We start from the raw sequence: 11654 nt of genomic DNA, 5'->3' as shown, positions 1-11654 counted from the left end.
GGGGTAGAGATAACGGTCTACAAGGGTAGGAAGAAAGGAACTGGCGTTGTCGCCTGGTTTACGCGGTTCCAGCAGTGCCAGCGCACTGCTGAAAATACCGCAGATACAGCTTGGTGAGCTAGAGAACCGCGAAGGTTCCTTGCGCTTTGGCCACCAGTTTGTCGCCTTGAACTACGTCGGCGTCGACCACCAGCGTGCGCCGCCCGGCGTGCAGCACACGGGCCGTGCACAGCACCTCGCCATCACTGACCGCACGCATGTAGTTGATCTTGCATTCGATGGTCACGCTCTGCTGGTCGAAACCATGGCTGGCCGAGCAGGCCAGGCCCATGGCGATGTCCACCAGGCTGAAGATCGCCCCACCGTGCAGTTTCTGGCCACGGTTGCGCAGTTGCGGCTCGAGCGCCAGGGCCACTTCGGCAACGCCTGTGTCCAGGCGTTGCAGGCGGCAGCCAAGCAGTTGGCTGAAGGCGCTTTCGACGTATTCGCGCGGGACGTCCATCACTTCTTCTTCAGCTGCTTGGCGTTGGCGAACAACGACGCCATGGCATTGTTGGCCGGGGCGGCAGTGGCAGTTTCACGCTGGCGCGGGGCCTGCTGCTGGCGATTGCCGCCGTTGCCACGGCCGCCGCCACGGTTGCCTTCGACCTTCTCGCCCGGGGTATCGCCCATGCGCATGGACAGCCCGACACGCTTGCGCGGGATGTCCACTTCCATGACCTTGACCTTGACCACGTCGCCGGCCTTGACCGCTTCACGCGGGTCTTTGATGAACTTCTCGGACAATGCCGAGATGTGCACCAGGCCGTCCTGGTGCACGCCGATGTCGACGAAGGCACCGAAGTTGGTGACGTTGGTGACCACGCCTTCCAGGATCATGCCAGGCTCCAGGTCCTTGAGGTCTTCGACGCCGTCCTGGAAGGTGGCGGTCTTGAACTCAGGGCGTGGGTCGCGGCCGGGCTTGTCCAGCTCTTGCAGGATGTCGGTAACGGTCGGCAGGCCGAAGGACTCGTCGGTGAACTGCTTCGGGTCCAGGCGCTTGAGGAAGCTGCTGTCGCCGATCAGCGAGCGGATGTCGCGGTCGGTGCCAGCGGCGATGCGCTGCACCAGCGGGTAGGCCTCAGGGTGCACGGCGGAGGCGTCCAGCGGGTTGTCGCCGTTCATCACGCGCAGGAAGCCGGCGGCTTGTTCGAAGGTTTTCTCACCGAGGCGGCTGACCTTTTTCAGCGCTGCACGGGTCGCGAACGGGCCGTTGGCATCGCGGTGGGCGACGATGTTCTGTGCCAGCGTGGCGTTGAGGCCGGAGATGCGGGTCAGCAGCGCCACCGAGGCCGTGTTCACGTCCACGCCCACGGCGTTCACGCAGTCCTCGACCACGGCGTCCAGGCCACGGGCCAGTTTCAGCTGGGACACGTCGTGCTGGTACTGGCCGACACCGATGGATTTCGGGTCGATCTTCACCAGCTCTGCCAGTGGGTCCTGCAGGCGACGGGCAATCGACACGGCGCCGCGGATCGATACGTCCAGGTCCGGGAACTCGCGGGCGGCCAGTTCCGATGCCGAGTACACCGACGCACCGGCCTCGGAGACCATGATCTTGGTGATTTTCAGGGCTGGGTATTTTTTGACCAGCTCGGCCACCAGCTTGTCGCTTTCGCGGCTGGCGGTGCCGTTGCCGATGGCGATCAGTTCCACCGAGTGCTTGGCGCACAGTGCGGCCATGATGGAAATGGTGCGGTCCCAGTCGTTCTTCGGCGCGTGCGGGTAGACCGTCGTGTAGTCCAGCAGTTTGCCGGTGGCGTCGACCACGGCGATCTTGCAACCGGTGCGCAGGCCTGGGTCGAAGCCCAAGGTGGCGCGCGGGCCAGCCGGGGCGGCCAGCAGCAGGTCGTGCAGGTTGTGGGCGAACACGTTGATCGCCTCGCTTTCGGCGTTGTCGCGCAGTTCGCCGAACAGGTCGGTTTCCAGGTGGGTGTACAGCTTGACCTTCCAGGTCCAGCGCACCACTTCACCCAGCCACTTGTCGGCCGGCCGGCTGCGGTTTTCAACGCCGACGTGGTTGCCGATCATCACTTCGCACGGGTGCAGGGTGCCAGGCAGTTCTTCACCGACTTTGAGCGAGGCGCTCAGGATGCCTTCGTTGCGCCCGCGGAAAATCGCCAGGGCACGGTGCGACGGGGCGTTGCGCAGCAGTTCGTCATGGGCGAAGTAGTCGCGGAACTTGGCGCCTTCTTCTTCCTTGCCAGCCACCACGCGGGCGCTGAGCACCGACTCCTGCTTGAGGAAGTTACGCAGCTTGTCGAGCAGGGCGGCGTCTTCGGCGAAGCGCTCCATGAGGATGTATTTCGCGCCTTCCAGCGCCGCCTTGACATCGGCCACGCCCTTTTCGGCGTCGACGAAGCGGGCCGCTTCGGTTTCCGGGGTCAGCTGCGGGTCGTTGAACAGGCCGTCGGCCAGCTCGCCAAGGCCGGCTTCCAGGGCGATCTGGCCCTTGGTGCGGCGCTTTTGCTTGTACGGCAGGTAAAGGTCTTCGAGGCGGGTCTTGGTGTCGGCCAGCTTGATCTCGCGGGCCAGTTCCGGGGTCAGCTTGCCCTGTTCCTCGATGCTGGACAGGATGCTGGCGCGGCGCTCGTCGAGTTCGCGCAGGTAGCGCAGGCGCTCTTCCAGGTGGCGCAGTTGGGTGTCGTCCAGGCTGCCGGTCACTTCCTTGCGGTAACGGGCGATGAAGGGCACGGTCGAGCCTTCGTCCAACAGGCCCACGGCCGCTTCGACCTGTTGTGGGCGTACGCCCAGTTCCTCGGCGATACGGCTGTTGATGCTGTCCATGTAAACCACCTGACAATTGTGAATACGGGGCCGCGCGCGGGTTTGCAGCCCGACGGCACTGGATGAAAGCCGCGCATTATACCCATCGTGACCGGCTTGCGGTGATGGCGCCAAGCCAGCCTGAACGGCCCGGAACTGGCGCCGGGGGAAAAATCTGCTAACAATGCTCACGGCACGCGTTGCAATGGCTACGCCATAATGCGCGGCGATACCAGAGGAGTAATTCATGACCGGCACTGCAAACACCGCTGAAGGTGACAAGATTCTCATCGTCGACGACGATCCGGGGCTGAGCAGCCTGCTGGAGCGTTTCTTCACCAGCAAGGGCTACCGTGCCCGCGCGGTGCCCAACACCGAACAGATGGACCGCCTGCTCGCGCGGGAGGTGTTCAACCTGGTGGTGCTCGACCTGATGCTGCCGGGCGAAGACGGCCTGTCCGCCTGCAAGCGGCTGCGCCAGTCGAACAACCAGATCCCGATCATCATGCTCACCGCCAAAGGCGACGAGCTCAGCCGCATCAAAGGGCTGGAGCTGGGCGCTGACGACTACCTGGGCAAACCCTTCAACCCGGACGAGCTGATGGCCCGGGTCAAGGCCGTGCTGCGCCGCCAGGCGCCGAGCGTCCCGGGTGCCCCGGGCAGCGAGGACGAATCGGTCACCTTCGGTGATTACGAGCTGTCGCTGGCCACCCGCGAGCTTAAACGCGGCGACGAAGTGCACATGCTCACCACCGGTGAGTTCGCCGTGCTCAAGGCGCTGGTCATGCATGCGCGTGAACCGCTGACCCGCGACAAACTGATGAACCTGGCCCGTGGCCGCGAGTGGGATGCCCTGGAGCGTTCCATCGACGTGCAGATCTCGCGCCTGCGCCGCATGATCGAGCCCGACCCGTCCAAGCCACGGTACATCCAGACGGTCTGGGGCGTAGGGTACGTCTTCGTGCCGGACGGAAACGCCGGCAAATGATGCCGCGTCGCCCATGAGAACGCCGTTGTGGTTTCCGCAAAGCTTCTTCGCCCGCACGCTGTGGCTGGTGCTGATCGTCGTCCTGTTTTCCAAGGCGCTGACCCTCGTTTACCTGTTGATGAACGAGGATGTGCTGGTCGACCGTCAGTACAGCCACGGTGTGGCATTGACCTTGCGCGCCTATTGGGCTGCCGATGAAGAGAACCGTGACAAGATCGCCGAAGCCGCAGGGCTGATCCGGGTGACCGGCTCGGGTGTGCCGGAAGGCGAGCAGCACTGGCCTTACAGCGAGATCTACCAGCGCCAGATGCAGGCCGAGCTGGGCGAAGACACCGAAGTACGCCTGCGCATCCATGCGCCACCGGCGTTGTGGGTCAATGCGCCAAGCCTCGGCCCTGGCTGGCTCAAAGTGCCGCTGTACCCGCACCCGCTGCGGGGGCAGAAGATCTGGAACGTGCTTGGCTGGTTCCTGGCCATCGGCCTGTTGTCCACCGCCTCTGCCTGGATTTTCGTGCGCCAGCTGAACCAGCCCCTCAAGCGCCTGGTATTCGCCGCCCGGCAACTGGGCCAGGGGCGCAGCGTGCGCTTGCCAATCAGCGATACGCCCAGTGAGATGACCGAGGTGTACCGCGCGTTCAACCAGATGGCTGAGGATGTCGAGCAGGCCGGGCGTGAACGCGAGTTGATGCTGGCAGGGGTTTCCCACGACTTGCGTACACCGCTGACGCGGCTGCGCCTGTCGCTTTCGCTGCTGGACAGTGACAACGAGCTTAGCGATGACATGGTCCGCGATATCGAGGACATGGACGCGATTCTGGACCAGTTCCTGGCGTTCATTCGCGATGGCCGTGACGAGCCGGTGGAAGAGGTCGACCTGGCCGACCTGGTGCGCGAAGTGGTGGCCCCGTACAACCAGCCCGAAGAACGTGTACGGCTGTGCCTGGAGCCGATTCCGCCGTTCCCGCTGCGCCGGGTTTCGCTCAAGCGCATGTTGGGCAACCTGATCGGCAACGCCCTGCACCATGCCGGCAAGGGCGTGGAAGTGGCGGCCTATGTGTCCGGCGACGAGAGCGCGCCTTACGTGGTGCTCAGCGTGCTGGACCGGGGGACGGGGATCGACGAGTCGGAGCTGGAGACGATCTTCAACCCGTTCATTCGCGGTGACCGTGCCCGTGGAGGCAAGGGCACCGGGTTGGGCCTAGCGATCGTCAAGCGCATCGCGGCCCAGCATGGCGGGAATGTCGAGTTGCGCAACCGGTCGGGTGGCGGGATCGAGGCGCGGGTCAGGTTGCCGTTGGGGCTTTTGCTGCCGCGTAATGCGGTGTGATTGTCGGGGCCGCTTTGCGGCCCATTCGCAGCACAAGGCTGCTCCTACAAGGCTTACGCGGTCCCTTGTAGGAGCAGCCTTGTGCTACGAATGGGCTGCAAAGCAGCCCCAACATTTCAGCCCTTACCCTTGGTCCGAGTCTGATTCGGCCCGCCATTCTTCTCCAGGTGCTCGATGATCATCCCGGCCACGTTCTTGCCGGTGGTCACTTCAATCCCTTCCAACCCCGGCGACGAATTAACCTCCATCACCAACGGCCCATGGTTGGAACGCAGGATATCCACCCCCGCCACGCTCAGCCCCATCACCTTGGCCGCACGAATGGCGGTAATCCGCTCTTCCGGCGTGATCTTGATCAGGCTGGCGACACCCCCCCGATGCAGGTTGGAGCGAAACTCGCCGGGCTTGGCCTGACGCTTCATCGAGGCAATCACCTTGTCACCCACCACAAAGCAGCGAATGTCGGCCCCGCCGGCCTCCTTGATGTATTCCTGCACCATGATGTTCTGCTTCAGGCCCATGAACGCCTCAATCACCGACTCTGCAGCTTGAGTTGTTTCGCACAGCACCACGCCAATGCCCTGGGTACCTTCCAGCACCTTGATCACCAGGGGCGCGCCGTTGACCATCTGGATCAGGTCCGGGATGTCGTCAGGTGAGTGGGCGAAACCGGTGATCGGCAGGCCGATGCCACGGCGCGACAGCAACTGCAACGAGCGAAGCTTGTCACGTGAGCGGGCAATGGCCACCGACTCGTTGAGCGGGTAGACGCCCATCATCTCGAACTGGCGCAGCACCGCGCAGCCATAGAACGTCACCGAGGCACCGATGCGCGGGATCACCGCATCGAAACCTTCCAGTGGCTTGCCGCGGTAGTGGATCTGCGGCTTGTGGCTGGCGATATTCATGTAGGCCCGCAGGGTATCGATCACCACCATTTCGTGGCCACGCTGGGTACCGGCTTCGACCAGGCGGCGGGTGGAATACAGACGCGGATTGCGCGACAGCACAGCGATCTTCATGCAGCACCTGTGACAGGGGAAAGGGTGGCCGGAAAGGCCGGTTTGTCTTGTACGTACTTCAGGCCAGGGTTGACCACCAAGTGGCCGTGAATAAGTGCCTTGGAACCCAGCAGCAGGCGGTAGCGCATCTCTTTGCGACAGGCCAGGGTGAACTCGACTTCCCACACGCTATCGCCCAGCGCCAGCGATGTGCGAATCACATAGCGGGTCTGGGCGTGGCCATTGGAGCTCTTGATGGTCTTCATGGTCACCAGTGGCGCTTCGCAACGGCGGTGGCGCAACTGCACCACCGAACCCAGGTGCGCAGTAAATCGGACCCACGGTTGGCCGTCACGTTCGAACTGTTCCACCTCGGTGGCGTGCAGGCTGGACGTACTGGCGCCGGTATCGATCTTGGCGCGCAGCCCGGCGACGCCAAGGTCGGGCAGGGCTACCCACTCGCGCAGGCCGATCACAGTCAAATGGTCAAATGTCTTCACGAAGCGCACCCAGGGGATAAGGTGGTGAACTGTAAGCACGGCGTGGACTTTTTGCATCCGCAAGATACGGTAGTACAGTTCGATTAAAGACAGAATTCGAGGTAACGGGATGGCACACAAGGCGGAAGAAGACGACAAGGTTCGCCTGGACAAATGGCTATGGGCGGCGCGGTTCTACAAGACTCGTGCGCTGGCCAAGGCGGCCATCGAAAGTGGCAAGGTGCATTGCCGGGGCGAACGCTGCAAGCCGGGCAAGGAACCGAGGGTAGGGGATGAGTTTGTCCTGCGCACCGGGTTTGACGAGCGCACAGTGGTGGTCAAGGCACTGTCGGTGGTCAGGCGCGGGGCGCCCGAAGCGCAGGCGCTGTATGCCGAAACCGAAGAGAGTGTGCGCCGCCGCGAACAGGCTGCTGAAATGCGCAAGGCCGGGGCGATGGGTGTGACCACCGATGGCCGGCCAAACAAGAAGCAGCGCCGACAGATTCACCAACTGCACGGTAGCTTTGATTAGCTAGGCCCCTAAGGCAGCGCGATCGAGGTAGGAGCTGGCTTGCCTGCGAATGGGCCGCAAAGCGGCCCCCGCTGTTAGCGAACCACCGCCAATCTACCGACCAACGGTAACCTGGCTGCCAGAGCAAACAACGGCGCCGTCCAGCGCATCAACGCCGCACTGCCTTTGGCCGCCAGAGGCGTATAGCAACTCCACCCCAACGCCAGCACCGCCATCAGCAACCCGCCGATGTAGTCGTCCTGGCCCCAATGGGCGCCTGCCACCAAGCGTGGCAGCATGAACACCAGCGCCAGCCCCCAGACCACCAGGTAGTGCATCAGGCGACGGCTGAACACGCTCATGAACAACGCCCAGACCAGCAGCACCGAGGCGTGATCGCCTGGGAAACTCTTGCTGGAGCGGTCCTTGAGTTCCCAGGCCGCTTCCAGGTTCGGGTAATAGTCACTGAGGTGCACGACGTCATCGAAGATCATCGACGGGCTCTTGTGTTGCCACCCCGCAGCATCCACCCACTTGGAAAACAGCGCGCGAATCACCACTAATAGGATCAGGGTCACCAGAAAGCCGAAAAACGCCTCACGCACCTGGCAGGCTTTGAACACCCAGTTGCCACGGATCAGCACCGCCAGAAGGATCAGCCCGACCACGATGTCGAACGGGCGCAGGCTGCCAAGGGTCCAGATGTAGCGCCAGGTGGTGTTGTCGGCCAGTGGCGCATTGAGGCTGTGGAACAGCCACTCGTCGAAAGTCAGGCACAGGATCTGGCCAAAAGGCCATAACCAGAAACACAGTAGAGCGATGGGCAGCAGTGTGCAGGCTGCCAAGGGCCCGAAGGACCACCTTGCTTGGAACAGTGGTCGATTGTCCATAAGATACCTCTATTGCCAACAGGAATCGGAGCGCCTTGTGAGCGCTCTGCCACGGGCTTCGCAGTATTTCGAAACGCCGTGTAACCATTTTGTCATCATTTTCAGATAGCCAGAACCTATGAGCGAATTGCCGGATACCGATTTCACCCAACGTTTCCTCTTCGACGACCGCGATATCCGCGGTGAGTGGGTGGGGCTCGACCGCAGCTATGCCGAAGTGCTGGCGCGTCACCCGTACCCCCAACCCGTGGCCGCACTGCTCGGCGAATTGATGGCCGCCACCGCATTGCTGGTGGGTGCCCTGAAGTTCGACGGCCTGCTGATCCTGCAGGCGCGTTCTCAGGGGCCGATCCCGCTGCTGATGGTGGAATGCTCGGGCGAGCGCGAAATCCGCGGCGTGGCCCGTTACGAAGCCGATCAGATTCTTGCCGACGCGACCTTGGCGCAGCTGATGCCCGACGGCCATCTGACGCTGACCATCGACCCAGTCAACGGCCAGCGCTACCAGGGGACCGTGGACCTGGACGGTGCCAACCTGTCGGAGTGCTTCACCAATTACTTCGTTCAGTCGCAACAGCTCAACACCCGTTTCTGGCTCGATGCCAAAGATGGCAAGGCCCGCGGCCTGCTGTTGCAGCAATTGCCACGTGATCGCCAGCCGGACGACGAAGACCGCGAGGACAGCTGGCAGCACGTTGTAGCCCTGGCCAAGACACTCAAGCCTGAAGAGTGGCAAGAAGACAACGAAACCTTGCTGCACCGTCTGTACCACGAAGACGCCGTGCGCCTGTTCGACATCGAACCCCTGCGTTTCCACTGCAGCTGCTCGCGCGAGCGCTCCGGCAATGCGCTGGTCAGCCTCGGCGAGCACGACGCCAAGCAGTTGGTCGAGGAGTGTGGTGGCAAGGTGGAGATCGATTGCCAGTTCTGCAACGAGCGCTATTTCTTCGATGCAAGCGATGTGGCGCAACTGTTTGCGGGTGGCGGCACGGACACGGCCTCAGAAACTCGCCACTGAAACGATTAATTGCAGGGAAATCTCCTGTCTAATTGCGCAAAAGCGCGGTTACGACAGGAGGGGCCTACTTTTTTTGGGCTTTTCTGGCATAATCCGGCCACTTTTTTCGCTGTAGTAGTTTTTTACAGACAACTACAAAACGTTTGGAGCACTCGGCCTCGGGCCGGATGGGGTATCTCATGACGCAAGCCAACAACACCGTGTACACCGACCTGAGCGTCGATGAGCTGGTAAAAGAAGCGCTGCAACGCGGTGAAGGCGTACTAGCCGATACCGGCGCACTGGTCGTTGAGACTGGGCACCGTACTGGCCGTTCGCCGGCTGACCGTTTCATCGTCGAAGAACCTTCCACCCAGGATGCCATTTCCTGGGGCCCGATCAACCGCAAGTTCCCGGCCGACAAGTTCGATGCCCTGTGGGACCGCGTCGAGGCGTTCAACAACGCCCAGGATCACTTCGTTTCCTACGTTCACGTAGGGGCGGCCGCCGAGCACTACCTGCCGGTGAAGATGACCACCCAGACTGCCTGGCAGAACCTGTTCGGCCGTTGCCTGTTCATCAACCCTGAACAGTTCAACCCGGCTGGCCGTGACCAGTGGCAAGTGCTCAACGTTGCCAACTTCGTGTGCGAGCCTGAGCGTGACGGCACCAACTCCGACGGCTGCGTGATCATCAACTTCGCCGCGAAGAAGGTGCTGATCGCTGGCATGCGTTACGCCGGTGAAATGAAGAAAGCCATGTTCTCGGTGCAGAACTTCCTGCTGCCGGCCGCTGACGTGCTGCCAATGCACTGCGCTGCCAACATCGGCGAAGAAGGCGATGTGACCCTGTTCTTCGGCCTGTCCGGCACCGGCAAGACCACCCTGTCGGCCGACGAAAGCCGTTACCTGATCGGTGACGACGAGCACGGTTGGGGCGAAGGCGTTGTCTTCAACATGGAAGGCGGCTGCTACGCCAAGTGCATCGACCTGTCCGAGAAGAACGAGCCGGTCATCTGGAAAGCCATCAAGCATGGCGCAGTGCTGGAAAACGTCGTACTCGACGCCAACAAGCACGCCGACTACACCGACGTCAGCCTGACCCAGAACAGCCGTGCGGCCTACCCGCTGGAGCACGTTGCCAAGCGTTCCGAAGCGAACCTGGGTGGCGAGCCTAACGCGGTCATCTTCCTGACCTGCGACCTGACTGGTGTTCTGCCTCCGGTTTCGATCCTGAACAACGAACAGGCTGCTTACCACTTCCTGTCCGGTTACACCGCGCTGGTCGGTTCCACCGAAATGGGTTCGGGCGGCGGCATCAAGTCGACCTTCTCCACCTGCTTCGGCGCGCCGTTCTTCCCGCGCCCGGCTGGCGAGTACGCTGAGCTGCTGATCAAGCGCATCAACGGCTTCAACTCCAAGGTTTACCTGGTCAACACCGGCTGGACCGGCGGTGGCTACGGCGTTGGCAAGCGTTTCAGCATTCCGACCACCCGTGCTGTGATCGCTGCGATCCAGAGCGGTGCACTGGTAGGCGCCGAAACCGAGCACTTGGACATCATCAACCTGGACGTGCCAAAGGCCGTTCCGGGCGTCGACACCGAGCTGCTCAACCCACGCACCAACTGGGCTGACAAAGCCGCTTACGATGAAGCGGCCAAAGGCCTGGCCAAGCTGTTCATCGAAAACTTCAAGAAATTCGAAGTTTCCGACGCGATCAAGGCTGCTGGTCCACAGCTGTAAGCTGTCGCCAGTTGCAACGAGGAAGCCGCCCTTAGGGGCGGCTTTTTTTTGAGTTTGTTTTGATAATGCGTCTTGGCTGGGAGGTGCTCGTCACAGCATATTCAGCGCCCGTGAGATCGAGCGCCGCCCGCGCGGCGCTTCGCAGCACAAGGCTGCTCCTACATCTGTTTCGGGCCAGTAACGCCTGTACCAACGCGCGCGACCGCCTTGTTTGTTCCTCACGATATCGAGGTGGACGCCAAAAGGGCCGCGCGCCTCTGCCTCAGGATGCATTGGCCCGAAACAAATGAGCAGCCTTGTGCTGCGAAGCGCCGCGCGGGCGGCGCTCGATTTGCGCACCACCTCAGAACCCAAGGCAAGCACCTGGCAGCCTTCACCCCATCTCTCGGCCAGCAAATGCACATCACGTCCATAATTTCTGTTTCACTGATAGCATTCATTGCGACCTCGCGAGACAGACAAATGACTGAAGCCCCACAGCGCAGCGCATTCACCCACTTCCACCCCATCCTCACCCGCCCGCAAGACAACGACCACAACGGCCATATCGCCGGTGCCACCGTGCATGGCTTCTTCGAAACCGCTATCCAGGCGTTTCTGGTGGAGCAGGCCGAATTCGACCTGCGCGAAGGTGCGCTGGCGGCGTTCGTGGTCAGTTCGGCTGCAGACTTCTTCGCCCTGCCGGGCTTTCCGGATGTGCTTGAGGTGGGGCTGGGCGTGACGCGCCTGGCGGGCAGTACCGTGGAGTACCGGTTGGCCCTGTATCGCCCGGGTGAAGCAGACGCCTGTGCGGCGGGGACGGTGGTGCAGGTATTCATCGAGCGGGCAAGCGGCCGGCCTGTGCCGTTGCCTGAGGCGCTGCAGGCAGTGCTCGCTGGCCTTCAGCTGGGGCAACAGGCATAAAAAAGCCCCGC

General features: G+C 62.3%; 11 protein-coding genes. 6 read left to right on the top strand and 5 right to left on the bottom strand.

Annotation, left to right across the window (positions count from 1 at the left end; genetic code table 11):
* Positions 1-118: 118 nt before the first annotated feature.
* Together AC5PZ0_RS20625 and AC5PZ0_RS20620 are read right to left on the bottom strand one after the other, a co-directional pair.
* Positions 119-502: a PaaI family thioesterase gene (locus AC5PZ0_RS20625; protein ID WP_050580765.1), complete on the bottom strand. Its 384-nt coding sequence runs from the start codon at positions 500-502 to the stop codon at positions 119-121.
* Positions 502-2826 (bottom strand): Tex family protein, encoded by a 2325-nt coding sequence (locus tag AC5PZ0_RS20620; protein WP_085273868.1) that lies wholly within the window; start codon positions 2824-2826, stop codon positions 502-504. Before AC5PZ0_RS20620 ends, AC5PZ0_RS20625 begins: the two co-directional genes overlap by 1 nt.
* 226 nt (positions 2827-3052) lie before the next feature.
* Here AC5PZ0_RS20620 and ompR point away from each other — a divergent pair, with 226 nt between their 5' ends.
* Together ompR and AC5PZ0_RS20610 are read left to right on the top strand one after the other, a co-directional pair.
* A complete protein-coding gene (gene ompR, locus AC5PZ0_RS20615) occupies positions 3053-3793 on the top strand; it encodes an osmolarity response regulator transcription factor OmpR (RefSeq protein ID WP_085273867.1) in 741 nt (246 codons plus the stop codon).
* A 13-nt stretch (positions 3794-3806) separates the two neighbouring features.
* Positions 3807-5120, top strand: coding sequence for an ATP-binding protein (locus AC5PZ0_RS20610; RefSeq protein ID WP_027595188.1), 1314 nt, complete (start codon positions 3807-3809; stop codon positions 5118-5120).
* Positions 5121-5236: 116 nt separating this feature from the next.
* On the opposite strand, the gene rimK is transcribed toward AC5PZ0_RS20610, so the two are convergent.
* Together rimK and rimB are read right to left on the bottom strand one after the other, a co-directional pair.
* Positions 5237-6142: a 30S ribosomal protein S6--L-glutamate ligase gene (rimK, locus tag AC5PZ0_RS20605; protein WP_012316721.1), complete on the bottom strand. Its 906-nt coding sequence runs from the start codon at positions 6140-6142 to the stop codon at positions 5237-5239.
* Complete coding sequence (gene rimB, locus AC5PZ0_RS20600) at positions 6139-6621, bottom strand: retropepsin-like aspartic endopeptidase RimB (protein WP_027595189.1); 483 nt, start codon at positions 6619-6621, stop codon at positions 6139-6141. Before rimB ends, rimK begins: the two co-directional genes overlap by 4 nt.
* Positions 6622-6730: 109 nt before the next feature.
* Here rimB and AC5PZ0_RS20595 point away from each other — a divergent pair, with 109 nt between their 5' ends.
* Positions 6731-7132 carry an RNA-binding S4 domain-containing protein gene (locus AC5PZ0_RS20595; RefSeq protein ID WP_027595190.1) on the top strand — a complete coding sequence of 134 codons (402 nt, stop codon included), beginning with the start codon at positions 6731-6733 and terminating at the stop codon, positions 7130-7132.
* A 74-nt stretch (positions 7133-7206) separates the two neighbouring features.
* Here AC5PZ0_RS20595 and AC5PZ0_RS20590 read toward each other — a convergent pair whose 3' ends face one another.
* On the bottom strand, positions 7207-8001 hold the full coding sequence (locus AC5PZ0_RS20590) for a phosphatase PAP2 family protein (protein ID WP_027595191.1): 795 nt from the start codon (positions 7999-8001) through the stop codon (positions 7207-7209).
* A gap of 118 nt (positions 8002-8119) precedes the next feature.
* Here AC5PZ0_RS20590 and hslO point away from each other — a divergent pair, with 118 nt between their 5' ends.
* The 3 genes from hslO to AC5PZ0_RS20575 all read left to right on the top strand — a co-directional run bounded on the left by hslO (position 8120) and on the right by AC5PZ0_RS20575 (position 11643).
* Positions 8120-9019: an Hsp33 family molecular chaperone HslO gene (hslO, locus tag AC5PZ0_RS20585; protein ID WP_493855642.1), complete on the top strand. Its 900-nt coding sequence runs from the start codon at positions 8120-8122 to the stop codon at positions 9017-9019.
* A 179-nt stretch (positions 9020-9198) separates the two neighbouring features.
* Positions 9199-10740 carry a phosphoenolpyruvate carboxykinase gene (locus tag AC5PZ0_RS20580; protein WP_027595193.1) on the top strand — a complete coding sequence of 514 codons (1542 nt, stop codon included), beginning with the start codon at positions 9199-9201 and terminating at the stop codon, positions 10738-10740.
* A 462-nt stretch (positions 10741-11202) separates the two neighbouring features.
* The gene (locus tag AC5PZ0_RS20575) at positions 11203-11643 is read left to right on the top strand and encodes an acyl-CoA thioesterase (protein WP_099452625.1); all 441 of its coding nucleotides are present in this window, start codon (positions 11203-11205) and stop codon (positions 11641-11643) included.
* Positions 11644-11654 lie beyond the last annotated feature (11 nt).

The sequence above is a fragment of the Pseudomonas sp. 5.2 genome (assembly GCF_059025405.1).
Note: the sequence above shows the minus strand (reverse complement) of the source record. Positions and strands in the feature narration are given on the sequence as shown.

What these genes read in the sequence shown, in the direction of transcription:
- hslO (WP_493855642.1), top strand. Translation starts at nt 8,120, where the DNA reads ATGAGCGAATTGCCGGATACCGATTTCACCCAACGTTTCCTCTTCGAC.
- rimK (WP_012316721.1), bottom strand. Translation starts at nt 6,142, where the DNA reads ATGAAGATCGCTGTGCTGTCGCGCAATCCGCGTCTGTATTCCACCCGC.
- AC5PZ0_RS20590 (WP_027595191.1), bottom strand. Translation starts at nt 8,001, where the DNA reads ATGGACAATCGACCACTGTTCCAAGCAAGGTGGTCCTTCGGGCCCTTG.
- AC5PZ0_RS20575 (WP_099452625.1), top strand. Translation starts at nt 11,203, where the DNA reads ATGACTGAAGCCCCACAGCGCAGCGCATTCACCCACTTCCACCCCATC.
- AC5PZ0_RS20610 (WP_027595188.1), top strand. Translation starts at nt 3,807, where the DNA reads ATGAGAACGCCGTTGTGGTTTCCGCAAAGCTTCTTCGCCCGCACGCTG.
- AC5PZ0_RS20580 (WP_027595193.1), top strand. Translation starts at nt 9,199, where the DNA reads ATGACGCAAGCCAACAACACCGTGTACACCGACCTGAGCGTCGATGAG.
- AC5PZ0_RS20620 (WP_085273868.1), bottom strand. Translation starts at nt 2,826, where the DNA reads ATGGACAGCATCAACAGCCGTATCGCCGAGGAACTGGGCGTACGCCCA.
- ompR (WP_085273867.1), top strand. Translation starts at nt 3,053, where the DNA reads ATGACCGGCACTGCAAACACCGCTGAAGGTGACAAGATTCTCATCGTC.
- AC5PZ0_RS20595 (WP_027595190.1), top strand. Translation starts at nt 6,731, where the DNA reads ATGGCACACAAGGCGGAAGAAGACGACAAGGTTCGCCTGGACAAATGG.
- AC5PZ0_RS20625 (WP_050580765.1), bottom strand. Translation starts at nt 502, where the DNA reads ATGGACGTCCCGCGCGAATACGTCGAAAGCGCCTTCAGCCAACTGCTT.